Origin of the sequence: Collinsella sp. SGI.178, assembly GCF_050313495.1 — a bacterium.
Classification (GTDB): Bacteria; Actinomycetota; Coriobacteriia; order Coriobacteriales; family Coriobacteriaceae; genus Collinsella.
In genome coordinates this window covers 1-23,359 of sequence record NZ_JBNPLM010000019.1, presented here as the reverse complement: position 1 = coordinate 23,359, position 23,359 = coordinate 1, and the positions used below count along the sequence as shown (strand labels likewise).

Here is a 23,359-nt window from a genome sequence, read left to right as displayed (position 1 = left end):
TACGAAGGCGTTTTAACGTCTCGATGCACAATGGTATTGAGTTTTGCGGGTAGCAATATACTACGAAGATGAGTTAGCGTACAGTTGTACAGTATCTTTAATTTCAGCAGGTCACAAAACCACAACCCGCACAAATTAGCAACCCAACTAGTCGTTGGGGACGTTCTTTAGTCATTGGGAACGTTCTTAAACGACTAGTCAAACAAGAACGCCCCCAATGACTACTTAGGATCACGAAAGCGTCGCTGGTTGAGCATAAGTCAGCGAAAACGCCCCTAAGCGAGCAAGGTGACGTGAAAGAGGAGGGAAGCGTACTTCGGTACGCGACCGACGATTGAACGTCAGATTGCCGCTTAGGGGCGTTTGCAGCGTCGACCGGTCTGCCGTTCGTTAGAACGGCAGAACCAATAGGTTCGTTAGAACGGCGGAACTGAGGGCAGCGTCGAGCCGTTCCGCCGTTCGGCAGAACGGCGGAACCAATTACATAAGCTCGCAGACAGCCGCCGCGAAGGCAACGGGGTCCTCGGGCAAAATACCCTCGACGAGCAGAGCCTGGTCATAGAGCAGGCCGGAGTACTGCTTGATCTTGTCGGCGTCGCCCGCCTTCTGAGCAGCGACGAGCTTGGCAAAGACCGGGTGCTTGGCGTTGAGCTCGAGCACGCGTTGGCTCTTGGGCATACCGTCGGGCGCACCCTCGGGACCCTTCTGAAGCACCTTCTCCATCTCGAGCGAAAGCGGACCCTCGGTGGTGATGCACGCGGGAGCATCGGTCAGGCGCGCAGAGACGGCGACCTTCTCGACCTTGTCACCGAGTGCCTCCTTCATGGCGCTAAAGAGGTCCTCGTTCTCCTTAGTGGCGTCCTCGGCCTCCTTCTTCTCGTCCTCGGTCGCCAGGTCAAGATCGCCGGTAGCGACATTCTTGAGCTCCAGGTGACGATCTTCGACCTCGGGCTCGGCACCGTCGGCAACAGCCTTCTCGGCAGCCTCGCGGGCAGCATCGTCCTCGTAGATCTTGGGCATATCGACGGCAACGTACTCACGCATAGCCTGGAACGTGAACTCATCCACATCCTGCGTCAGCAGCAGCACGTCATAGCCGCGGTCGAGTACGCCCTTTACCACGGGCATCTTGGCCAAGCGCTCACGCGAGTCGCCGGCGGCGTAGTAGATGGCCTTCTGATCTTCGGGCATGCCCTTGGCATACTCGGCCAGGGTAATCATCTTCTGCTCCTTGGCAGACCAGAACAGCAGCAGGTCGGCGAGCTCATCGGCCTTCATGCCATAGCTCGAATAGATGCCGTACTTAAGGCCACGGCCAAAGTTCTCAAAGAACTTCTCGTAGGCCTCGCGGTCATTGTCACGCATATCCTCAAGGTCGGCGGTAATCTTCTTTTCCACACGCTTGGCGATAGCCTTGAGCTGACGGTTCTGCTGCAGCGTCTCGCGCGAGATGTTGAGCGACACGTCGGCGGAATCCACGACGCCGCGGACAAAGTTATAGTAGTCGGGAAGCAGGTCGTCGCACTTCTCCATGATCAGGACGTTGGAGCTGTAGAGCGCCAGGCCCTTCTCGTAGTCCTTGCTGTACAAATCGAACGGCGCGCGGCCCGGCACAAACAGCAGGGCGTCGTACTCGAGCGTACCCTCGGCGTGGAAGCTGATGGTGCGCGCAGGATCGTCAAAGTCGTGGAACGTAGACTTGTAGAACTCGTCATAGTCCTTCTGCTCAACATCGGAGCTGCGCTTCTTCCAGATCGGCGTCATGGAGTTAACGGTCTCGAGCTCCTGGTAGTCCTCGTACTCGGGCTTGTAATCCTCCGGCGCGTCCTCGGGCTTGGGTTTCTGGCGGCTCTTGGAGACCATCATTTGGATCGGGTAGCGCACATAGTTGCTGTACTGCTGAATCAGGCTCTTGAGGCCCCACTCGGTCAGGAAGCGATCGTAGGTCTCGGCCTCGCCATCGGCGTCGAGCTTCTCGTTCTCGCGCAGCGTCAGGATGACATCGGTGCCGTGCTCGGCGCGCTCGCCGTCCTCGATGGTATAGCCCTCAAGACCGTCGGATTCCCACACATGGGCGACATCCTCGCCATAAGCGCGGCTGACCACCTTCACGTGGCTGGCGACCATAAAGGCCGAGTAGAAGCCCACGCCAAACTGACCGATGATGTCGACATCCGAACCCTGCTGCTCGGCGTTCTCGGTCTTAAACTCCTCGGAGCCGGAATGGGCGATGGTGCCCAGGTTGCGCTCGAGCTCCTCGGCGGTCATGCCAATGCCGTTATCCGAGATGGTAATGGTGCGGGCGTCTTTATCAAAGGAGACGCGAATAGCCAGGTCGCCCTGGTCGAGCTTGACGCTCGGATCCTGCAGGCTCTTAAAGTTGAGCTTGTCGACGGCGTCGCTCGCGTTAGAAATAAGCTCGCGCAGGAAGATTTCCTTGTTGGTGTAGATGGAGTTGATCATGAGGTCGAGCAACTTTTTGCTCTCGGTCTTAAATTGACGCATGTGCAGTCCTTTCGCGCTACCCCCGTCCGCAAAAACAGCCCGGTTACCCGAGCCGTATCGCAGACCTGCTATGTTCAGACTTAGATTTTATAACCCATTAGCGCGCATATATACATGCGGAATCGAAAAACTGTATGTCCGAGCACTCCGATGCGCCAATTGCCGAGGAGTGTCCCCAACTGTCGACAGAAAAGGAACGTCCCTATCTGCCATCTACGCGCTTGGCCATCCAGGCATGGGGCTGGCCCTCGTCTTCGTAGTCAACCGGGGCAATTTGTGTGTAGCCAGCCTTTTCATAGAGCGGCAACACGTATTCCTGCGCGTGCAGCTTAATTAGTCTAGCGCCAGCATCGCGTGCGCATGTATCGCTGGCCTCGACGATCGCGCTTGCCAATCCGCGACGACGCATAGCCGGCAGCACGGCGACGCGCCCCATAATGTAGGTCTCCCCCGCGGCGACGCCTTCGTCCAAGTCGCACGCCGGTGGCACCGGAGCCTCCGCATCTGCCGCGCGCTCCAGCTCCTCGGGAAACACGCGCGAGCAGCCGGTGAGTTGGCCATCCACATACAGCGTCACATGGATGCAGCCCGGGTCCTCGTCAATCTGGTCAAACTCGTTTTCATAGCCTTGTTCGTCCATAAAAACGGCGCGGCGCACCAGCGCCGCGTCCTCAAAGCAACCTGTCTTAAGTTGGATATCCAAGGCGGCCCCTTTATCGGTGTTCTTCGCCTTAGCCATGCCTATTTACCACCTTTCATAGCCGGAATTCGGCCAACAACGGGAATACCCAGGAGCTCTTCTGCCTCTTCGGCACCGCGGATACGCATGTTGAGTATATCTGCCAAAACAACGTAGGCAATTGCGATAAAGACGCCGCAAGGAACGCAACGGCAACATACAGCAAGCGCTTGGGGCCGCTCGGAGACTCAGGGGTCTTGGCTTCATCGACCACGTTAATGCTCTGGGCGGCGCCAACATTCTGGGCGACCGTGCTTACCGAGTTGGCCATTGCCCTTGCAACCTTGGCCGTCTCCTTGGCATCGGTACCCGTCACCGAAAGCGTAATGACGCGCGTCGTAGTCTCGGACGAAACGGCAATCTTGTAATCATCCAAATCGGAAAGGCCCAGATCCTTGGCGGCACCGCTCTTAACGCTATTGCTGTCGAGCAGCGTGGCGATATCGTTGGAAAGCATCTGGCTCGCCGAAAGGTCGTTATAGCTCATCTGACCGCCGTCGGTCTTAGCGAGAATGTACATGCTCGTCGTGGCGGTGTAGGTATTGTCCATCATGGCAAAGGACGCGATACCCATGACGATCGCACAGACCACCGGAAGGGTAATGACCAGCTTGAGATGCTTTTTAAGCAGCTGGAACAATTCGAGAAGGGCCATGCAGCGTGCCTTTCAGTTCCCGAGTTCGTATTGACAAAACTGTCCATTTGTTATCGCATCTTTTTCCCATGTCCAAACTCTATACATAAGCTACAGCGCTTATAACAATCTTGCGCAACAATAACGCCGCACCGGCAACCCCGATGCGGCGTTTACATCAAGGCCAGCGGCCAAGCGCTATGCAAACGGCTTTTTCTGCTGTGCGGGAAACGTCACCGTGATGGTTGTCCCCACTCCCGGCTCACTCGACAGGACGATATTGGCATGATGGTACAGAGCGGCGTGTTTGACGATCGCCAAACCCAGGCCGGTTCCGCCACGCGCCTTAGAACGACTCTTGTCCACGCGATAAAAACGCTCGAACACTTTACCCTGCTCCTCGGGCGCAATACCGATACCCGTATCGGCAACAGACAGGTACGGATGACCCTCGTCATTGGTCCCGCAGCGCAGCGTGACCGTACCGCCAGGTCGGTTGTAGCGAATGGCGTTGCTTGCAAGGTTGTAGATCAGCTCGTCAATCAGGCGCGGCACGCCTTCGATCACCATGGGCTTCGTCTCGTGCCCAATGGTCACATTCGACTGCCGGGCAACTTGCTCAAGACGCTGTTCCACCGTCAAAATGGCGCGAGAGAGCTCGATGGGTTCTGTGGACCCAATGGGCACCGCCTCGCCCTCGGATGCTCGCTCCGCCTCGTCCAAGTTGGAAAGCGTAAGAATGTCGTTGACGAGCGCTGCCAGGCGGCCCGCCTCGCGATAGATGCGGCCACCAAAGTTGCGCAAGTCGTCCTCGCCCTCAACCATGCCGTTTGCAATAAGCTCGGCATAGCCCGAAATCGCGGTAAGCGGGGTCTTGAGCTCATGGGTGATATTGGCCGTGAACTCGCGGCGCATTCGGTCGTTGTCCGCTAGCACCGCCATTTGGCGCTTGAGTTCCTGGCGCTGCGACTCGATACGCTCAAGCATGGGGACCATCTCGGCATAGGCGTGCTCATAGCTACGGCGTGGGTGGTCCAAATCCACCTCTTGCAACGGCGCGATGATTGCACGGGACTCGCGGCGCGCCATAAAAAACGAGAGTATTGCACCCGCTGCTGCGATAAGCAGCATCGGCGCCACCATCGACAGCAAAATCGCCGCAACGCCAGGCTGGGCTTGCGCCAAGCGGACAACCTGGCCGTTATCAAGGGCGACGGCGCGATACAGCATAATCTCGTCGAGCGTAGAGCTTGCGCGCTCCGCGGAACCCAAACCACTCTCAAAGGCCTCGATGACCTCGGGGCGATCGCCATGGTTGGGCAGTGAGGAAGGCGACGCCTCGTTGTCGTAGGCAACCGATCCATCCTTGTTAATCAGCGTAATGCGCAAGTCCTCGCGATCGAGGCTACGCAAGAACGGGATGGGCTCCTGCTGTTCGTCGAGGGCGGCAGCAATGAGCTCGGTTTCCTGCGCCAGATTGGCACTCGTGGCATCCGCCAAGGTGTTTTGCACAAAGAACGCACCCAGCACCGTAAACGCCACGATAACCGCCATGGCGCAAACAAAGATCGTCACAAAAACGCGGTGCGACAGCGTATGTTTTCCCTGGGGGGCGAAGACCACGGGTTACTCCTCCGATGCGGTGGCCGCGGTGTCGTCACCTTCGGCACCGTCACCGGCAGAAGGCTCGGCCAAGCGGTAGCCCACGCCGCGCACGGTCTCGATGGCGCTGGCATGCTCGCCCAGTTTTTGGCGAAGCGTCTGCACGTGCACGTCAACGGTGCGCGAACCGCCGTCGAAGTCCCAACCCCACACGCTCTGCAGCAACGACTCGCGGGTAAAGACCACGCCGGGCTTGCGCATGAGGTACTCGAGCAGGTCGAACTCGCGCAGGGTGAGCTTAAGCGGCTCGCCGGCAACGGTCACCTCGCGATGGCTGGGCGAAAGCACGATATCGCCCACGCTGAGCACATCGCTCGCCTGCTTGACCATGCCGCCGCGACGCAGCAGTGCGCGGCAGCGGCTCGCAAGCTCCATGAGCGAAAACGGCTTAGTCAGATAATCGTCGGCACCGCCATCGAGCGCCATCACCTTGTCGAGCTCGGTATCCTTGGCGGTAAGCATCATGATGGGCACCGTCTCCGTCAGGCGATCGGCACGCAGGCGACGCATAATCGCCAAGCCATCGGTATCGGGCAGCATGATATCGAGCAGCACAGCATCGGGCACCCGTCGCGCCACGGCAGCCTTAAACTCACCGTCGCACGAAAAGCCTTCGGCCTCGATCCCCTGCTTGCGCAGCGCATAGACCGTCAAATCCCTGATGTTGTCATCGTCCTCGACGTAATAGATCATGTTGAACCCCTTTGCGGCCGGCATGACCGCATCTTAATCCTAAAGGTACCTTTACTAGATGGTATCAGCCAAAACGTCCCGTCAAATAATCTGCCGTACGCGGGTCGGTAGGATTTTTGAAAAGCTGAGCGGTGGGCGCGTGCTCCACCAACTCACCTAGCAAGAAAAACGCGACGGAATCGGATATGCGCGCCGCCTGCTGCATATTGTGTGTAACGACCACGAGCGCGCAGGTCTCTTTGAGCTCGCAGGCCAGCTGCTCCACCACGAGCGTCGACACGGGGTCGAGCGCCGAGGTCGGCTCGTCCATCAGCAGAATATCGGGCCGCACGGCAAGCGCACGGGCGATGCACAAACGTTGCTGCTGTCCGCCCGAAAGCCCCAGACCAGACTCCTTGAGTTTGTCCTTGACTTCGTCCCACAGGGCAGCGCGGCGCAGGGAATCCTCGACCAGCTCATCCAGCACAGCGCGATCGCGCACACCCATACCGCGGGGGCCATAGGCGACGTTGTCGTAGATGCTCATGGGAAACGGGTTGGGGCGCTGGAACACCATGCCCACGCGCTGACGAAGGCGGCAGATGTCGTAATCGCCCAGGATATCTTGACCATCGAGCGCAATCTTGCCCTCGATGCGGCAGTCCTTGATGCCGTCGTTCATGCGGTTAAAGCAACGCAGCAACGTCGACTTGCCGCAGCCCGAAGGACCGATAAACGAGGTAATCTGCTTGTCGCGGATCTTGATGGACACATCCTTAAGCGCGTGGTGATCGCCATAGAACAGGTCGAGGCCCTCGACATCGATGCGCGTCGGCGAGGCGGCAAGGTCCTCTGCCGTGGGGCGAGTCGCATCCCCAACTTCGCGCTCATGCGCGGCCTCGGCCTGCGCTTCCATTAGCTCCTCGAGCTCCGTGGGCCCCACAGCCGCAGCAGCCGTCATACCGCATACCTCCACATCGATATCAAATCAGCAGTATCGATAGTAAAAATCGCAGCTCATATATGCGTGAGGGTATTGTCAAGTATTTGTAAGGACCTCCTCGATACGCGACGGGCAATCATATCGACCGTGCACACCCAAGCGTCCGCTCAGACACGAAGATAAACCTTACGCGCCAAACCCCAAGCGGCACAGCCGGTAAACGATATACTCTAGAGCCAAAGGAGACCATCCCGTCGAAAGCGAAATCAGTGAAGCATCTTACCCCTCTTGTAAAGCGTTCCGCGCAGCTGACCGTTGGCCTTGCCTGCGCCGTCGCCCTTGTCGCCGGTATTCCGTCCGTCGCCGGCGCCCAAGTGCTCACGACCGATAACATCTGCGGCAAAGCCGCCGATGCACGCGGCATTGCAGCCGAAGACCTGCCCGATATCGATGCCTCCAATGCGTTTGTCATGGGTAAAAACGGCACCGTCTACTATGCCCGTAGCGCTGACGAGCAAGTCAAAATCGCCTCGATCACCAAGGTCATGACTGCAATCCTCGCGGTCGAGAACTGCAAAATGGACGAGAAAATCACCGTGAGCAACGTGGCGGCAGCCGTAGGCAACTCGACCGCGGGACTCCTCGAAGGCGACGAGCTCACCGTCGAGCAAGCGCTGCGCGGCCTGATGATCCCCTCAGGCAACGACGCCGCCATCGCGCTTGCCGAACACGTGGGCAAAAAACTTGACCCCAAGACCAAAGATGCCGTCGCTACGTTTGTAAAAGCCATGAACGAGCGGGCCAAGAAGCTCGGCTGCACGGGAACGCTCTTCGAAAACCCGCACGGGCTGGATTTTGACGAATGGGCCGGCGATATGCATTCAACCGCACACGATGTGGCATTGATGATGCAAGAGGCCATGAAGGACGACACGATTCGCGAAGTCATGGCGATCAAAGATCCCTGGATCGAAGTGACGGGCGCCGACGGCTCCGATCATTCGCATTCCATGGATACGCACAATGTTTTATTGGACCAAGACGGCAATATCGGCGGTAAGACCGGCACCACCGACGATGCCGGATACTGCTTTGCAAGCGCCTACAATCGCGATGGCGACGAGATCTATACCGTTGTCTTGAACTCCAGCACCACCGACCAGCGTTTTGCCGATACGGCCACACTTGCTAGTTGGTATTACGACCACAAGGTAACGGTCGAAATCGCCAATACGCAAAAGAAGACCGCCAACGGAAATCCGCTGATGGCACGTGTCAGTCAAACCGACTGGACAGACAAAACGATCGACGCCACGCTTGCCGACCCCACCGCGCAGGCAACGGTGTTCTCACTCGCCGGCGAAGTGACCGAAAAGGTTAGCTACGATGACCTTTCGGGCACGGTGCATGTTGGCGATAAGGTGGGCAGCGTTACGCTTAAGCAGGACGGCACCAAGATTGCCGTCATGGACCTGGTTGCCGACGAGGAAGGAACGGGGCCCAATCCCATCGAGTGGCTGCTCGTGAAGCTCGACCGCCTGGGCCGCCGCATCGACAACCGCCCGCTCACAGCCGAGAGCGAGACCGTAGCCAAGGCTCCTGAGGTGTAGGGCCAAAGCGTTATCACATCGAACCAAATGAGGCGTCCAACGGGGCGCCTCATTTTTTGAGGTTTCGAATCCCCAGCTAACGTTCTCCATACCAAAAAGGGCCCCTTACGGAGCCCTTCTTCAAATTCGTACTGGCGGAGAGCTGGGGATGTCCGGGCATGCTACGCATGCCCTCCGGCTTCAAAGCCTGGCGGCTTTTCGCCCACGGGCTACAAACGCTTTCGCGTTTGCTTAACGCCCGTGCCCTCTCGGGTTCGAATCCCCAGTTAACATTCTTCTAATCAAAAAAGGGCCCCAAATGGGACCCTTCTTTCAAGTCATACTGGCGGAGAGCTGGGGATTCGAACCCCAGATGCCCTTTTGGGGCATACTCGCTTAGCAGGCGAGCACCTTCGGCCTCTCGGTCAGCTCTCCGTAACAGCCGTTCCATAGTAACCAAACACTCGAATCCGGGCAAGGGGAAATTTTGATAATTGGCCGTCAGGCTTTCCTCCCCCATAAATCAAACCCCTATCCCAACGACCGGCTGAGGGAGCCGAGCTCATCGTTTCCCATCGTGCGCCACATTTGGAAGATGCAGACGCGTGCCAGGAAAAAGAAACCGTTATCGACCAGCTGCACAGCAGCGTCTGCCAGCTGGTTGGACACGGCGGGCACCGGCGGCAGTTCGAGCCCGGCCTTACTGATGGTCTCAACCGCTTCCTCGAACGTCGGTGGCTCATTGACACCCATCTCGTTCATAAGGCCCTGCATTTCCTCCAGTGCGTTGCTACCCGACTCCTCGCCGCGCGGTACCAAGCGGTAGCACGCCAACGCCAGCTCGAGCTGATCGCAGTTCCAGTAGGCAAACGCTAGGCGATAGAACAGGTAGCCGATTGAGGAACGGTCACTGGCAATGCGCAGGCCGTGGCGCGCCACCTCAATGACCTCGTCATAGCGCTCCAGACGTGCCAGCACGTTGATGAGTGCAAAGTGTGATTGCATGGATGAGCGCGCCAGATCGTAAAGATGACGCACCTCGGGCAATGCCCGCTCAAAATCCTCCTGATCGGCGTAAAAGCTGCAAATCTCATGCTGGGCAAAGTACAGAGCATCGGGAGCGCGCAAAATACGAACGGAGCGGTCTTCCTCCATTACCGGCAGCACCATACGCACCAGTTGGTTGTCGCAGAACAGCGTCTGGACCGGTCCTGTCGCCAAAAGCTCGGCAACGGCGCACTTGGCCTCCAGCTCCTCAACAAGACGGGAAAAGCCCTCAAACGCACCCGCGCGGTCGACTTTTGCCCGCTCGCGCAACTCAGCGACGCGCGCCACATACGGGTCATCGCCCTCCTCCATAACCTCAAGCTCATCAGCCGTATCGGCAAGCAGCAGGTCGCGCAACGCCGGCGGCAGCGAACGGTGGTCGTCACGCGGGCGAGCATGAACCTCAGCGGGCTCAATCGCATCCGGCGCGTCCGACTCATATGCCTCAAGCATGCGCTTGCACGGCATATCATCCATATCCATACTTTCAAAATTCTTAGCGGCGGGAACGCAATTGGCCAGATAGGCCGCACGCCCAAAGGAATATGTTGCAATGATGCGCTCGCCCTGCTCGCCATCGGGAGCCGCAATCTGAACGTAGCAGCGCGTAATGCTGGCACCGGCAGCAAAACAAGCCGCTGCTAGCGTGAGCGCCACGCGCGCGTCGTGCTCCGCGGCCCAAATCGCACGTACGTCCTCGTCCAACTCACGCCAGACGTCATCCTGGGCGTCGTATTCACGTTGGGGCATGGCATCCACGACCGAGCGCCCAAACCGAACGAGCATAATCCCCTCGGCAACGTTTGCCCGATAGGTATAGTCAAGCCGCGAGACAACGTTGAGGGCTTCGACCGCGCGCGCAAAACGGGTGCGCACGTCCCACTCACCGCCTGGCTGGCAAGCTACCGTACCCGGTTTGCCCCACGGGTTGTCACTCGAGGCCGTATCGAGCAGTCGGGGAACATCGTTGGTCGTCTTGGCGATATGCCACGCGTCAAAGAGCGCGCAGCCCTCAAGGCTCGGCGAGGATGCCGCAGGGGCCAATCCGGCCCCGATGCGCTCAAGGATGCCGGAGAGGCGGTTAAGACGACACTCGATAGCAAGCAGCATGTCAATCTCGTCCTGGTCCAGCAGGCTACGATCAAAATTGAGATAGAACAGCTTTGAGCGGTCGATACGCGCTAGGCCCATCTCGGACTTGGCAGCGATGGTGCGCAGTCGGGGCAAATCGACCTCGCTCATAAGGGCGGCGGCATAACGCTCGATACCGCTCGGATTATCGGCATGGTCAACGCGGTAGAGCAGCGTCTCGATAGCATCGGGGAGCGGTGCCGTGTTAAAGCCCAAAAACACCTCGACCGGCTCGGGCAACTTTACGAGTTTGATCTTGTTGGCGGTGTTTTTTATACCCTCGTCGAGCTCGTCGGCAGGTACCGTGTTCGCAAGAGCGTTTTCGGGGTCGGCAAATATCACGTAGCGCAAGAACATCGAGGCCATAAACTCGCCATAAGGGAGAGCACGGCTCGAATTCCATGTCTCGTGGTCGGACTGCTCACGCATGGCCCCTTCGGGAGAGCCGACCGTTCGCGCGCAAGCGCGCATTGCACCGTTGGCTCCCCGCACCAAAATCTCGCCAACACTGGAATCGGACTCGTCAAGGACCAATTTCATGTCGGGGTTCTTGGGCAATGGCACTTTCTGAACAGGGCCGTCAACCTTATAGACCTCACCTGACACGCTCACGTAGCCCAAAAGCGATATGTGACTTTTGCCTACGAATTCGACGACGTAGCAAGACTCTTTAGGATCCTCGCCAAAAACTTTCCAGACAACACCATACGAGCGCCCCGCGGGTTGCTCTGGCATCGATGGAAAACGCTTTTTGGGGTCGAGAAACCTGAGCTTGTATGTCGGACGCTCTGCCACGAAATATCACCCTGATCGGTCGTCTAGCGAAGGAGTGGTCGCGGATGGACCGCGACATCTACTCGGAATCTTACACGAGTCGATAAGAAATAGTCTCCCGCGGGCGGAGGCGCACGATTCCAGTCGAGTGTCTGGGGTCGAATGGCGGCGTAAAAGAAAAGCCCCCGTCGCCGGAGGCTTTAAGCTCAATTGGTGCGGCGTATAGGATTCCGCGCATCCGCTTCGCGGATCCGCACCGGCTTCGCCCGCCTGCCGGCGCGCTCGCCCGCTCGCTAAAAACGCTCCGCGTTTTCTTTACGCTCGCGCCTCGACCGAGGTTCGAATCCATGCATGGCTTCCAAAAAAGAAAAGCCCCCGTTGCCGGGAGCTTTAAAGTCAATTGGTGCGGCGTATAGGATTCGAACCTATGACGTTCTGATTCGTAGTCAGACCCTCTATCCAGCTGAGGTAACGCCGCAACGCACGGATTATTATGCACGCGAGGCCCCGACGGGTCAAGCGACAATTTGAAAAAATTTTACGATGTGGTGATTATGCTGCTCGCGCCTCGACCGAGGTTCGAATCCATGCATGGCTTCCAAAAAAGAAAAGCCCCCGTTACCGGAGGCTTCAAGTCCGATTGGTGCGGCGTATAGGATTCCGCGCATCCGCTTCGCGGATCCGCACCGGCTTCGCCCGCCTGCCGGCGCGCTCGCCCGCTCGCTAAAAACGCTCCGCGTTTTCTTTACGCTCGCGCCTCGACCGAGGTTCGAATCCATGCATGGCTTCCAAAAAAGAAAAGCCCCCGTTGCCGGAGGCTTTAAGTTCGATTGGTGCGGCGTATAGGATTCGAACCTATGACGTTCTGATTCGTAGTCAGACCCTCTATCCAGCTGAGGTAACGCCGCAGCGCAAGACATATGAAACCATTTTAGTTAATTGGAGTCAAGCACAATCTTGATTTTTTTCTAGACCATTTTCCTCATGCAGCTCCGCATGTATCACCGTTTCCCATACGATCGATCGGCTTTTCAACCACATCGAACCCAACACCGAGATCCCTCAATAGCGAGCGCACCCGCTGGGCGCAATCATACTCGGCAAACGAGATACTCAGCATGCGTGCCACCTGGTTAGAAGTCCCGACTCCATAGAACCGTTCGAGTGTTGCAAGCCCTTCGTGCGTCACAAAGGTCTCAACTACATGTGGCGACTCCTCAAAGCACCATTGGGTCAACGGACCCTCACTCGTTTGCCTCACCACCAAGCCACCCATACCCGATGGCTCACACGTAACTAGCAGGTGCTCCCCACCTTCATCGCTCTCAAACAAAACTACCCGCTCATCAAACAGGTCCATCACATCCCCCTTCTCTCGCTCGTATCTAGTAAAAGCATAGCAGGTAGACGACCGTATACAGAACACTTGTTCGTGTATTTTCTATTGAACTGTCCGCGCGACATGGTAAGGCTCCGCGCACAAAAAAGGCGCCCCGGATAGGGGCGCCCCCGCAAATCGCTTATGCAGCAAACCTACGCGACCGGCTCGATCTTCTCGAGGCCGCCCATGTAAGGACGCAGAACCTCGGGGATCGTAATGGTGCCGTCGGCGTTCTGGTAGTTCTCCAGAATGGCGGCCATGGTGCGGCCAGCCGGCAGACCGGAACCGTTAAGGGTGTGCAGGTAACGCGAGCCCTTGAAGTTCTCGGGATCGCGATACTTGATGTTGGCGCGGCGAGCCTGGAAGTCGCCGCAGTTGGAGCAGGAGCTAATCTCCTTGTAGGCGTTGTAGCTCGGCAGCCAGACCTCGATGTCGTAGGTCTGACGGGCAGAGAAGCCCAGGTCGCCGGTGCACAGGCTAATCACGCGATACGGAAGACCCAGCTGCTGAAGCAGGAACTCGGCCTCGGCGGTCATGCTCTCGAGCTCCTCGTCGGACTCCTCCGGCTTGGCAAACTTGACCATCTCGACCTTGTCGAACTCGTGCTGGCGGATGATGCCGCGGGTGTCGCGACCAGCAGAGCCGGCCTCCTCGCGGAAGCAGGGGGTGAAGGCGGTGTAGCGGCGCGGCAGGGTGTCGGCATCGAGAACCTCGCCGGCGTGCAGGTTGGTAAGCACGACCTCGGCGGTGGGGATCAGGAAGTTATCGCCCGAGACATGATAGGCGTCGTCCTCGAACTTGGGCAGCTGGCCCGTGCCAAACATGGTCTGGCGCTTGACGACGATGGGCGGCCACCACTCCTTAAAACCACGGCTGGTGTGCGTATCGAGGAAGAAGTTGATGAGGGCGCGCTCCAGACGGGCGCCGGCGCCACCGAGAACGGTGAAGCGGCTACCGGAGAGCTTGTTGCCGCGCTCGAAGTCGAGGATGTCGAGGTCGGTGCCCAGATCCCAGTGCGGTTTAAAGTCGAAGTCGAACACGCGCGGGGTGCCCCAACGACGGCGCTCGATGTTCTCGTCCTCGTCCTTGCCGTACGGGGTGGCCTCGCAGGGGATGTTGGGCAGGTGAGCCATAAAGTCGTACTGCTCCTGCTCGAGAGCGGTGCGGCGCTCGGCCAGACCGTCGATCTTCTCGTTGACGGCGCGCACGGCCTCCTTGGCGGCCTCGGCCTCGTCCTTCTTGCCCTCCTTCATCAGGGCGCCGATCTTCTTGGACTCGGCATTACGCGTGGCCTGGAGCTCCTCGACCTCGGTGATGACGGCACGACGCTCATCGTCGAGCTCAAAGAACTTCTCGCGATCCCAAGACGTCTGGCGGTTAGCCATGGCGGTATCGATGGCATCGGGGTTCTCGCGAACAAACTTGATATCAAGCATTAGATCCTCCGGCGATATACATTCCATTTAGGTTGCAACCTTGTACATGTATGGGCAAGTATATACTTATGAGCGTTTACGACCCAACTCAACTACGCAAGAAGGCACCCAATGGACGCAGTTTTTTCCTTTTTGTTTGGCACCCGCACCGGTTTTGCCATCCTTTTCGCCGGCGGCATCCTGCTGTTTGCGATTCTTGCCTTTGTAATGGAGAAGCGCACCCATAAGCTCTACGTCGACCGCGGGCCCAAATCCGAAGAAGATCAAGACAGCTTCTGGGACTAACCTGCCATTTAGGGACAGGTTTATTTTGGTCGGTTTTATCTGGGCAAACGCAAGCGCCCCGCAACCGGTATCAACCCGGTTGCGGGGCGCTTTTCGCTATAGAGATAAAACCGCAGGAAAAACCTGCCAAAATAAACCTGTCCCTAAATGGCAGGTTTACTGAAGGGTGGCGTCGATGGCCTTGACCAGGGCGCTGCGCATGCCGGCGTCCTCGAGCGCGACGACGCCCTTGATGGTTGCGCCGCCGGGCGAGCACACGGCATCCTTCATCGCCGCAGGATGCTGCCCAGTTGCAAGCTGCAGTTTCGCCGTACCCAGAACCATCTGGCTCACAATGCGATAGGCGTCGGCGCGCGGAATGCCGTGCTTGACGGCCGCGTCGCCCAGGGCCTCAATCGCCATGGCAACAAATGCCGGGGCGCAACCGCCCACGGTACCGCCCACAAACAGCAAGCTCGTATCGAGCTCAACGACAGTGCCAAGCTTTCCGAGCAGGTCGAGGACCACGGCACGCTGCTCGCCGTTGAGCGTAGAGGACTTCTCGCAGGCGATGACGCCCTCGCCCACCGAAACCGGTGTATTGGGGACCGTCGAGATGTGCGCGACACCCGGCAGGACCTGCTCCCACTTGACACTGTCCCAAGTCCAGGCGACCGAAAGGACGACCTTATCGGCAAGAGCATCCTTGAGCGGAGCGAAGACCTTCTCGATCATGTGCGGCTTGACCGCAGCAACCACGATATCGGATACAGCGACAACCTCCGCCGCATCACGACAGGCAAGTATCCCACGCGCCTCACAGCGCTCAACCAGGGCATCGTAGCGGCCCGCGCAGGCACACATGTCGCTCGCAGCCACACCGGCGGCAATCCAGCCATCGGCCATAGCGCTCGCCATATTGCCAAAACCGACAAATCCAATCTTCATATCTCATAGTCCTCTCAGACAGGTTCTTCAAATCGAGAGCTATTGTCCCACGGCATTGTTTCGTGTTGCCGACCTATTTGTGATACGGCTCACCACGGCTAATCTTGCAGGCGCGGTAGACCTGCTCCAGCAGCACCACGCGCGCCAAGTTATGCGGCAAGGTAATGCGTCCAAAGCTGAGCATTTCGTCAGCTCGTGAGCGAACATCGTCGCTCACGCCGTCCGATCCGCCAATCACAAAGGCGATGTCGCTGTTGCCTCGCAACATAAGATCATCGAGCCGCGCCGAGAGTTCCTCACTCGAGCGCTCTTTGCCCTCAATGGCCAGCAGAATCACATGCGCTCGGGGCGGCAGGGCTGCAAGAATCGCCGCTCCCTCCTTGTCGCGCGCGGCATCCACGCCGCCCGCCTTGGCCGGGTCGATATCGGCCACCTCGCGCATATCCACCTTGGCATAGGCGCCCAGGCGCTTGGTGTACTCGGCGCAGGCATCCTTCCAAAAACGCTCTTTGAGCTTACCGACGCATACAACGGTGCACTTCACGCGCGCCTACTCCTTCGAATCGTTTTGAACTTTGCCGGCGGTCAGCATCTGCTCGAACATAGAGGCCGACTGCGAAAAGTCGCTCGGCAGCACGACCGTCGATGTTTTACCCGTGCGAGCGAACTCCGTCATCATCTCGGACCATTGCGTAAACATGAACAGCTGGTTGGCCTCATCGTTGCCGACGCCCGTCTCCTGGATAATCTCGAGCGAATCCTTGATACCCAGCGCGATGGCCTTGCGCTGGTTGGCGATGCCTTCGCCCGCCTTTTCCATTGCCTCGGCCTCGGCGGTCGCCTCGGTAACGCGCTTGATGCGGTCGGCCTCAGCGAGCTCCTGCGCAGCAGCGCGCTTACGCTGGGCGGCGTTGATGTCATTCATAGAGTTCTCGACCTCGGTCGGCAGCGCGATCTTGGTGATGAGCGTCGACACGAGGGTAAAGCCGTAGGCGGCCATCTGCTCGGATACGGTGGCGTTGACGTCCTTGGCAATGTCATCCTTCTTAGCAAAGACCTCATCAAGGGTATAGACAGGGATGGAAGAGCGCAGGGCATCGGTAATGAAGTCGCGCATCTGGTCGACGGGCTCCTGCAGCATGTAGTAGCTCTTGTAGATGCCCGAATCTGCCGGGCCGGCTCCCATGTCATAGCTCACGTGGTACTGAGCAGAGACCTCAAGGCCGATAGTCACGTTGTCCTGGGTCTTAACGTCGATCCCAAAACCGTTTTTCATGGTGCGCAGACTCACCGTGGCGGCCTTGCGGTCGATCACGGGCACCTTCATGTGGAAACCCGCGTTGACGATGCGGTTAAACTTGCCCAGGCGCTCGATGATCACAGCATGCTGCTGTTCAACGACATAGCAGGCGTTGGGAAGCAGTAGCAACAAAATGATGATGGGAAGTAGAAGGCTCGTAAGGGCAGCGATAATACCGGATAACAGCATGGTCTCTCCTCCGATGGGCACACGTTGGCACTAGGATACCCGCACAAAGCAGCCATGTGACACCATCAGGAGGCCCATAACAAAAAAGCTCCCATTGCTGGGAGCTCTTTCAATCAATGGTGCGGGCGAAAGGACGTCCGCGTATCCGCTGCGCGGATCCGCACCGGCTTCGCCCGCCTGCCGGCGGACTCGCCAGCTCGCTAAAAACGCTCCGCGTTTTCTTGACGCTCGCTCCTTCGCAGGTTCAAGTCCCTGCGATGGGCCCATAACAAAAAAGCTCCCATTGCTGGGAGCTCTTTCAATCAATGGTGCGGGCGAAAGGACTTGAACCTTCATGGGGTTGCCCCCATACGGACCTGAACCGTACGCGTCTGCCAATTCCGCCACGCCCGCGTGCAGGAATTAGAATAACGGAGCGCCACCGTGAACGCAAGAACTATTTTTGAAAAAGTTTGCAGGCATTGTCCCACGCAGCTTGCGCAATTGTCTCTGCTTTCTCTCCAGTACGATCGACACGGTCGTTGACCAGCGCGTTTGCCGTGATGGAAATCATTGCCGGCTCACACTCAAGACCGCGAATGGGCTCCGGAGCCATATACGGGCAATCCGTCTCGAACAAAATTCGATCGAGCGGGGTTGACGCAAATGCCTCGCGCACATCATTGTTGCGCTTAAAGGTGGCCGCGCCGCCATAGGCGATATAGCAGCCCAAACCCACAAAGCGCTCCATCGTGGCGCGATCCTCGCCAAAGCAGTGCAGCACGCAACCGGCCTGAGGCACACCCACCTCGCGCAGCACGTTGTACGCATCCACATGCGAGGAGCGCTCCCCATCCGCGTCCTCGTGGCGCAGATGCAACTCCACCGGCACATTGCGGCGTACGGCAACTTCGAGCTGACGTGCCATGCAGTCAATCTGCACGCTGTGGGGCGCCGGCGCGATGTCGTCGTCGTAATCCATGTGGTAGTCCAGACCGATCTCGCCGATACCGACGCATAAGGGATCATCAAGCGCAGCAACGACCTGTGCATGAATGTCATCGGTATAGTCCGGCGCGCCATAGGGGTGCACACCGGCGAGATATTTTATCTGCGGAATATCCCGCATCGGCAAGATCTCGCGCACCAGCCAGTCGCTATAGTCCGTCACGCTGCGTTTGTCGGCAATGGGATCAAAAATCGTCACCAACAGGTCGACGCCTGCAGCCTTGGCGCGCACAAGCGTCTCGGGTACTTCCTTGCCCCAAAACGAGAGCAAGTGCGCGTGCGTATCGGCAAGCGGCGCCAAGGGCACGGGGCAAGCAACCGTTTTCTTTTTCTTGGTAAACGTCACGCGCTCGTCATTAGGCATCATGGATTAGCTCCTGAGCTAGACGGACAAAATCGGCAACGCCAAGCGTCTCGGCGCGCGTGCTGGGTGCGATGCCGCAAGCCTCAAAGGCGGCATCGAGCACGTCCCTGGCAAAGCCGTTGGCGCTCATGGAATTGCGGATGGTCTTGCGACGCTGAGCAAACGCAGCGTCAATCACGCGGGCCACAAACTCACGATCAAGCCCCTCGGGCGCTACGCCGTCAACACGGTCGATGCGCACGACGGCCGAATCCACATGCGGCGCCGGCATAAAGCAGCGCGGCGGCACCTCAAAGCGACCCGTCACCTGCGCATACAGGCCGAGCTTTGCCGTATAGCCGCCGTAGGTCTTGTTGCCCGGCGTTGCGGCAATGCGATCGGCAACCTCCTTTTGAACCATGACGACGGCGCGCTTGAGCGCGGGCATCGTCTGGAAGAACTGCAGAATGATCGTCGCTGCCACGTTATAGGGCAAGTTCGCGACAAATACCGTCGGCTCACCGCCCGCGGCCTGCTCAATCTGCTCCGGGCACACCTTGAGCGCGTCGCCCATGATAAAGCGGAAGTTAGCATAGTCGGCGGCATGGGCATCGAGCACCGGCTCGAGCTCGGGATCGGCCTCAATCGACGTGACGCACGCCGCCTCCTGAAGCAGCGCAAGCGTGAGCGTTCCAACGCCCGGACCGACCTCGAGCAAGCGCTCATCGCCCGCAAGTTCGGAAAGCTCGCAAATACGCTCGATCACATGGTTGTCGATCAGGAAGTTCTGGCCCAGGCGATGCTTGGTCGCAAGGCCAAACTCCTCCAGCAGCTCCCTTGTTGCCGTGGGGTTTGCCAAAGGCGAAGTTGTCATAGTTGCCTCCTTAGCATGGTGGCGGCGTCTTGAAACAAAAGGGCATGGACCGTTGCGGCCATGCCCTTACACCTAAACAGCAGATTGCCGATATGGCGCGCGGCGTCTTAACCCAGGCGCGGGAACAGCGGCTCACCCTTCTCGACGGGCTGACCACCGGCAAGCAGACCCCAAGCGCAAATGCCCTTGAGATCGTCGCTCGCGGCCTCGTCCTCGCACGACAGGCGGCGCAGGGCCTCGGTAGAAGTCTGGGGCATGAGCGGCATCAGCAGGTGAGCGGCAATGCGGATGGCCTCGAGGAGGTTGTAGATCACAAACGCCAGCTCGTCGGCCTTGGCCTCGTCCTTGGCAAGTGCCCAGGGCTCGGAGTCCTCGATGTAGTGGTTGGCGGCGTGGATGAGCTCCATAACCTCGTCTTTGGCTCCACCGTAATCGAGCACATCCATCTTGGCCATGTAGCGCTCGGCCAGGCCATCGGCGATCTTTGCCAGCGGGTTATCGAACGCATCGAACGATGCGGGCTTGGCGGGCGCGCAACCATCAAAGTACTTACCGCTCATATTGAGCGAACGCGAGATGAGGTTGCCCCAGCTGTTAGCGAGATCGGCGTTGTAGACCTGCTCCATGCGATCGAAGCTGATAGCGCCGTCGGTGCCGGGGACCACGTCGGTCATAAAGTAGTAGCGATAACCCTCGACACCCAGCATGTCGATAACATCCTGCGGGGCAATGGCGTTGCCACGGCTCTTGGACATCTTCTCGGCCTTGCCAGTCTCGGCATTGCGCACGGTCAGGAAGCCGTGAGCAAAGACGTGCTCGGGCAGAGCCTCGCCAATGGCCATGAGCATAGCGGGCCAAATGACGCAGTGAAAGCGAATGATGTCCTTGCCCACAATGTGGAACTGCGCAGGCCAGCGATAGGCCAGCTCGGCACGGGCCTCGTCGGTGTCGACACCGTAGCCGACAGCCGTCATGTAGTTGAGCAGCGCGTCGAACCACACATAGGTCACATGGCCCTCATCGAATGGAACCTGGATGCCCCAGTCAAAGCTCGTACGGCTCACGGAAAGGTCGTTGAGGCCGCCCTCGACAAAGCTACGCACCTCGTTCATGCGGAATGCAGGCTCGACGAAATCGGGATGCTCGTCATAGAGCTTGAGCAGCTTGTCCTGGAAAGCGGAAAGCTTGAAGAAGTAGGACTCCTCCTGCACGCGCTCGAGCGGACGATGACAGTCGGGACACAGGTGCTGGCCGACGCTGCCGTATTCCTCGTCACCCTTCTGGACCTGCGTGTCGGTAAAGTAAGTCTCGTCGGGCACACAGTACCAACCGTCGTAGCTGCCCTTATACAGGTAGCCAGACTCCTTCATGCGCTCCCATAGATACTGCACCGCATGATGCTGGCGCGGCTCGGTGGTGCGGATGAAGTCGTCGTTGGAGATCTCGAGTTTGCTCCAAAGTTCCTTGAAGTGCGGAGCCTGGCTGTCGGTCCACTCCTGCGGCGTCATGCCATGCTTGGCTGCGGCCTCGGCGACCTTCTCGCCGTGCTCGTCCATGCCGGTCAGGAACTTGACGTTATAGCCGGCGGAGCGGCGATAGCGAGCCTGGACGTCGGCGATGATAGTGGAATAAGCCGTGCCCAGATGCGGATCGGCATTGACGTAGTAGATGGGCGTCGTGATAAAGAACGAAGGCTTGCTTTGATCCATGGGGTTTGTCCTCCAGAAAAACGTTGCATACAGGGGATGATTCTAACGCAAGGGCTGGATATCCTCCATCTATTGCATATTGAGCACCATGGCATAGACATCGCGCTTGCGGCGTGAATACTTCTGAGACAGGCGCTTGGCCACCGCAGAGGCGGGCTCCCCCTCCTCGAGCGCGACACGGATATCCGCGCGCAGGGCCTCATCGGGATCCGCTGCCGCTGCGCCAACCGGCACGATGCCGGCCTCCTCATCTTCACTCGGTGGCGCGATGACCAGCGCAATCTCGCCCTTTACTTCGCCGCGAGCACGCAGCCCCTCGGCAAGCTGGGCGGCGGGCCCGCGCAAGACCTCCTCGTGCAGCTTGGTGAGTTCGCGGCAGACGGCAACCTCACGCTGGGGAAAGACCTCTGCCACGGCCTCGAGCGTCGCCACGATGCGATGTGGAGACTCGTAGAAGATGAGCGCGCCAGGCACCACGGCAAGGCGCTGCAAACGGCGTACACGGTCGCCGTGTTTTCGGCCCAAAAAGCCCTCGAAGAAAAAATGCTCGCAGGGAATGCCGGACGAAACGAGCGCCGTGACGCAAGCAGAGGGCCCGGGAATAACTTCGACGGGCACATCGGCCTCACGCGCCGCCTCGACCAGCGCTTGGCCGGGATCGGACACGCTCGGCATGCCGGCATCCGAGGCAAAAGCGAGGGTCTCCCCCGCCAGCAGGCGGTCAACCAGGCCGGCGGCGCGGCTGGCGATCACATTCTCGTCACAACGGACAAGCGGCTTGAAAATGCCCAGGTGCATCAGTAGCTTTGAGGTCACGCGCGTGTCCTCGCAGCAGATCGCATCGGCGGCGGCAAACGCCTCGCCAACGCGCGGAGACAGGTCGCCCAGGTTGCCGATGGGTGTTCCGACCACATAGAGTTTGCCCGTACGGGCGCTGTTTTGCGTCATATCAACCTATTCAATCATGCCGCGCTCGAGCGTACCGAGCGCCGCGCGGGCGTCCCATGCTGCGATGCGTTTCTCGGTCTTCCACGTTTGGAAGAACCAACCGGCAGCCGGCGCAAACGAAGCCAGCTGATTGGCGATAAACACGCGCTCGTAGGCATTGCGGCCCTCGGGCGTAACCGACGAGTTGGCAAAGATCGCCGCGCCCGACCATTCGCCCACCAGCACGGGGAACCCTGTCGAAATCGCTTCTTTAAGCTCGCGCTTGTTGCGGGAAATCGCCGTCGTCAGCCCGCGGGGGCTCGTGATGTCGAGCGCATGCTCGTCGCGGTAATGGTACAGGTGAAGGTCCATGTAGACGTTCTTGTACTTGGCGCCGCGCATAAAATGCTTCCACTCGCTGGGATGTCCTGAGGACGAAAAGACGACGATCTTGTCCTCGGGCATATACGAACGGACGAGCTCGTAGGCATCGCGATAGAAATTGCGCAGGTAGTGGGCCGGAATGCCATCCGTCATGGTAAAGAGACTCTTGCGGACACTCATTCGAGGTGCATCCAGCAGCTCAATGCCCAGAAGGCTTTCGGCTTCGCCGTAGCGATCGGCCAAACGCTCCAGCACGTCGAGCGCAACGTGACGACCGTTGGTGGACGAATGCCACTCGGCAACAGCCTCCGGCGTGGTGGGCGAATCGTTGGAATCGCCCTGGCCACCGGGCACAGTCGCTAGATCGAGCAGCACGCGAATGTCGTACTTGGCAGCCCACTCAATTGCACGGTCAATGTAGTCGATAACCGAAATGTAGGACGCATCGGACTCCTGCGAGCCAAAGGCATACCAGGGCACCGGCAAACGCACGGCATTGAGACCAATCTGCGCCATACGGCGAAAATCATCTTCGCTTACGAATGTCTCATAATGGCGACGCATGCGCTCGTTATAGGCAGCAGTGCCCATGGCTTCTTGCAGTTCCGCCGCATTGGACGCACCTGTCGCCGCGTACAGCGACGGGGTCACCCAAGGCTCGGGAATAAACCAGCCAGAGAGATTAACGCCGAGTATCCTCTCCATCACGGCCCCCTTCGAATCGTGCAGGGCGAACCCGCATCGTATTGCATAGGAAAAGTATCGTTTTGAGTATACCCGCGCACACGGACAGCCGATCGAACGGTCTGCAAAGTGGCGCAAAAGTAGGAGTAATGTCTGGGCGGGCACACCCGAGATGGTACGCCAAGATGTGCACGCACGCCGAAGGCAGGCGCCGGAAGGCGCATCCCGTTTTCTTGC

General features: G+C 58.8%; 19 protein-coding genes and 4 tRNA genes. 2 read left to right on the top strand and 21 right to left on the bottom strand.

Annotated elements, in window-relative coordinates; translation table 11 throughout:
• Positions 1-480: 480 nt before the first annotated feature.
• From htpG to pstB, 6 genes are all read right to left on the bottom strand, one after another.
• Complete coding sequence (htpG, locus tag ACQRAQ_RS06535; protein WP_154517684.1) at positions 481-2,505, bottom strand: molecular chaperone HtpG; 2,025 nt, start codon at positions 2,503-2,505, stop codon at positions 481-483.
• 202 nt (positions 2,506-2,707) lie between these two features.
• The gene (locus ACQRAQ_RS06530; protein WP_427794314.1) at positions 2,708-3,244 is read right to left on the bottom strand and encodes a GNAT family N-acetyltransferase; all 537 of its coding nucleotides are present in this window, start codon (positions 3,242-3,244) and stop codon (positions 2,708-2,710) included.
• 16 nt (positions 3,245-3,260) lie between these two features.
• On the bottom strand, positions 3,261-3,899 hold the full coding sequence (locus tag ACQRAQ_RS06525) for a YveK family protein (protein ID WP_427794313.1): 639 nt from the start codon (positions 3,897-3,899) through the stop codon (positions 3,261-3,263).
• A gap of 177 nt (positions 3,900-4,076) precedes the next feature.
• The gene (locus tag ACQRAQ_RS06520) at positions 4,077-5,501 is read right to left on the bottom strand and encodes a sensor histidine kinase (protein ID WP_427794312.1); all 1,425 of its coding nucleotides are present in this window, start codon (positions 5,499-5,501) and stop codon (positions 4,077-4,079) included.
• Positions 5,502-5,504: 3 nt separating this feature from the next.
• A complete protein-coding gene (locus ACQRAQ_RS06515) occupies positions 5,505-6,233 on the bottom strand; it encodes a response regulator transcription factor (RefSeq protein ID WP_154517679.1) in 729 nt (242 codons plus the stop codon).
• Positions 6,234-6,297: 64 nt separating this feature from the next.
• Positions 6,298-7,173, bottom strand: coding sequence for a phosphate ABC transporter ATP-binding protein PstB (pstB, locus tag ACQRAQ_RS06510; RefSeq protein ID WP_427794311.1), 876 nt, complete (start codon positions 7,171-7,173; stop codon positions 6,298-6,300).
• Between the two features lie 251 nt (positions 7,174-7,424).
• On the opposite strand from pstB, the gene ACQRAQ_RS06505 reads away from it, so the two are divergent.
• Entirely contained in the window at positions 7,425-8,765 is a 1,341-nt protein-coding gene (locus tag ACQRAQ_RS06505; protein WP_427794310.1) for a D-alanyl-D-alanine carboxypeptidase family protein, read from the top strand.
• Positions 8,766-9,088: 323 nt separating this feature from the next.
• On the opposite strand, the gene ACQRAQ_RS06500 is transcribed toward ACQRAQ_RS06505, so the two are convergent.
• The 6 genes from ACQRAQ_RS06500 to serS all read right to left on the bottom strand — a co-directional run bounded on the left by ACQRAQ_RS06500 (position 9,089) and on the right by serS (position 14,513).
• Positions 9,089-9,179 (bottom strand) — tRNA-Ser (locus ACQRAQ_RS06500).
• A 96-nt stretch (positions 9,180-9,275) separates the two neighbouring features.
• Positions 9,276-11,462, bottom strand: a complete 2,187-nt coding sequence (locus tag ACQRAQ_RS06495) for a tetratricopeptide repeat protein (RefSeq protein ID WP_427794309.1) — start codon at positions 11,460-11,462, stop codon at positions 9,276-9,278.
• A 635-nt stretch (positions 11,463-12,097) separates the two neighbouring features.
• Positions 12,098-12,174: transfer RNA gene (locus ACQRAQ_RS06490), tRNA-Arg, on the bottom strand.
• A gap of 353 nt (positions 12,175-12,527) precedes the next feature.
• Positions 12,528-12,604: transfer RNA gene (locus ACQRAQ_RS06485), tRNA-Arg, on the bottom strand.
• Positions 12,605-12,678: 74 nt separating this feature from the next.
• Positions 12,679-13,056: a hypothetical protein gene (locus tag ACQRAQ_RS06480; RefSeq protein WP_154517675.1), complete on the bottom strand. Its 378-nt coding sequence runs from the start codon at positions 13,054-13,056 to the stop codon at positions 12,679-12,681.
• Between the two features lie 173 nt (positions 13,057-13,229).
• Entirely contained in the window at positions 13,230-14,513 is a 1,284-nt protein-coding gene (serS, locus tag ACQRAQ_RS06475) for a serine--tRNA ligase (RefSeq protein ID WP_427729163.1), read from the bottom strand.
• A gap of 111 nt (positions 14,514-14,624) precedes the next feature.
• Between serS and ACQRAQ_RS06470 the strand changes: the two genes are divergently transcribed.
• A complete protein-coding gene (locus tag ACQRAQ_RS06470) occupies positions 14,625-14,798 on the top strand; it encodes a DUF6724 family protein (RefSeq protein WP_195838594.1) in 174 nt (57 codons plus the stop codon).
• A 156-nt stretch (positions 14,799-14,954) separates the two neighbouring features.
• Here the strand turns inward: ACQRAQ_RS06470 and proC are convergent, their stop codons facing one another.
• The 9 genes from proC to ACQRAQ_RS06425 all read right to left on the bottom strand — a co-directional run bounded on the left by proC (position 14,955) and on the right by ACQRAQ_RS06425 (position 23,143).
• Positions 14,955-15,725, bottom strand: coding sequence for a pyrroline-5-carboxylate reductase (gene proC / locus ACQRAQ_RS06465; RefSeq protein ID WP_427794308.1), 771 nt, complete (start codon positions 15,723-15,725; stop codon positions 14,955-14,957).
• Positions 15,726-15,798: 73 nt separating this feature from the next.
• On the bottom strand, positions 15,799-16,269 hold the full coding sequence (gene rlmH / locus ACQRAQ_RS06460; protein WP_370450649.1) for a 23S rRNA (pseudouridine(1915)-N(3))-methyltransferase RlmH: 471 nt from the start codon (positions 16,267-16,269) through the stop codon (positions 15,799-15,801).
• A 6-nt stretch (positions 16,270-16,275) separates the two neighbouring features.
• The gene (locus ACQRAQ_RS06455; protein WP_117848150.1) at positions 16,276-17,214 is read right to left on the bottom strand and encodes an SPFH domain-containing protein; all 939 of its coding nucleotides are present in this window, start codon (positions 17,212-17,214) and stop codon (positions 16,276-16,278) included.
• A 306-nt stretch (positions 17,215-17,520) separates the two neighbouring features.
• Positions 17,521-17,607 (bottom strand) — tRNA-Leu (locus ACQRAQ_RS06450).
• 43 nt (positions 17,608-17,650) lie between these two features.
• On the bottom strand, positions 17,651-18,568 hold the full coding sequence (locus ACQRAQ_RS06445; RefSeq protein WP_427794307.1) for a TatD family hydrolase: 918 nt from the start codon (positions 18,566-18,568) through the stop codon (positions 17,651-17,653).
• Complete coding sequence (rsmA, locus tag ACQRAQ_RS06440; protein WP_427794306.1) at positions 18,558-19,418, bottom strand: 16S rRNA (adenine(1518)-N(6)/adenine(1519)-N(6))-dimethyltransferase RsmA; 861 nt, start codon at positions 19,416-19,418, stop codon at positions 18,558-18,560. Before rsmA ends, ACQRAQ_RS06445 begins: the two co-directional genes overlap by 11 nt.
• 107 nt (positions 19,419-19,525) lie before the next feature.
• Positions 19,526-21,127 carry a methionine--tRNA ligase gene (metG, locus tag ACQRAQ_RS06435; RefSeq protein ID WP_154517665.1) on the bottom strand — a complete coding sequence of 534 codons (1,602 nt, stop codon included), beginning with the start codon at positions 21,125-21,127 and terminating at the stop codon, positions 19,526-19,528.
• 69 nt (positions 21,128-21,196) lie between these two features.
• Positions 21,197-22,075, bottom strand: coding sequence for a 16S rRNA (cytidine(1402)-2'-O)-methyltransferase (rsmI, locus tag ACQRAQ_RS06430; RefSeq protein ID WP_427794305.1), 879 nt, complete (start codon positions 22,073-22,075; stop codon positions 21,197-21,199).
• Between the two features lie 6 nt (positions 22,076-22,081).
• The gene (locus tag ACQRAQ_RS06425; RefSeq protein WP_427794304.1) at positions 22,082-23,143 is read right to left on the bottom strand and encodes a glycoside hydrolase family 5 protein; all 1,062 of its coding nucleotides are present in this window, start codon (positions 23,141-23,143) and stop codon (positions 22,082-22,084) included.
• Between the last annotated feature and the right edge of the window lie 216 nt (positions 23,144-23,359).

What these genes read in the sequence shown, in the direction of transcription:
- htpG (WP_154517684.1), bottom strand. Translation starts at nt 2,505, where the DNA reads ATGCGTCAATTTAAGACCGAGAGCAAAAAGTTGCTCGACCTCATGATC.
- ACQRAQ_RS06530 (WP_427794314.1), bottom strand. Translation starts at nt 3,244, where the DNA reads ATGGCTAAGGCGAAGAACACCGATAAAGGGGCCGCCTTGGATATCCAA.
- ACQRAQ_RS06525 (WP_427794313.1), bottom strand. Translation starts at nt 3,899, where the DNA reads ATGGCCCTTCTCGAATTGTTCCAGCTGCTTAAAAAGCATCTCAAGCTG.
- ACQRAQ_RS06515 (WP_154517679.1), bottom strand. Translation starts at nt 6,233, where the DNA reads ATGATCTATTACGTCGAGGACGATGACAACATCAGGGATTTGACGGTC.
- pstB (WP_427794311.1), bottom strand. Translation starts at nt 7,173, where the DNA reads ATGACGGCTGCTGCGGCTGTGGGGCCCACGGAGCTCGAGGAGCTAATG.
- ACQRAQ_RS06495 (WP_427794309.1), bottom strand. Translation starts at nt 11,462, where the DNA reads ATGAAATTGGTCCTTGACGAGTCCGATTCCAGTGTTGGCGAGATTTTG.
- ACQRAQ_RS06480 (WP_154517675.1), bottom strand. Translation starts at nt 13,056, where the DNA reads ATGGACCTGTTTGATGAGCGGGTAGTTTTGTTTGAGAGCGATGAAGGT.
- serS (WP_427729163.1), bottom strand. Translation starts at nt 14,513, where the DNA reads ATGCTTGATATCAAGTTTGTTCGCGAGAACCCCGATGCCATCGATACC.
- ACQRAQ_RS06470 (WP_195838594.1), top strand. Translation starts at nt 14,625, where the DNA reads ATGGACGCAGTTTTTTCCTTTTTGTTTGGCACCCGCACCGGTTTTGCC.
- proC (WP_427794308.1), bottom strand. Translation starts at nt 15,725, where the DNA reads ATGAAGATTGGATTTGTCGGTTTTGGCAATATGGCGAGCGCTATGGCC.
- ACQRAQ_RS06455 (WP_117848150.1), bottom strand. Translation starts at nt 17,214, where the DNA reads ATGCTGTTATCCGGTATTATCGCTGCCCTTACGAGCCTTCTACTTCCC.
- ACQRAQ_RS06445 (WP_427794307.1), bottom strand. Translation starts at nt 18,568, where the DNA reads ATGATGCCTAATGACGAGCGCGTGACGTTTACCAAGAAAAAGAAAACG.
- rsmA (WP_427794306.1), bottom strand. Translation starts at nt 19,418, where the DNA reads ATGACAACTTCGCCTTTGGCAAACCCCACGGCAACAAGGGAGCTGCTG.
- metG (WP_154517665.1), bottom strand. Translation starts at nt 21,127, where the DNA reads ATGGATCAAAGCAAGCCTTCGTTCTTTATCACGACGCCCATCTACTAC.
- rsmI (WP_427794305.1), bottom strand. Translation starts at nt 22,075, where the DNA reads ATGACGCAAAACAGCGCCCGTACGGGCAAACTCTATGTGGTCGGAACA.
- ACQRAQ_RS06425 (WP_427794304.1), bottom strand. Translation starts at nt 23,143, where the DNA reads ATGGAGAGGATACTCGGCGTTAATCTCTCTGGCTGGTTTATTCCCGAG.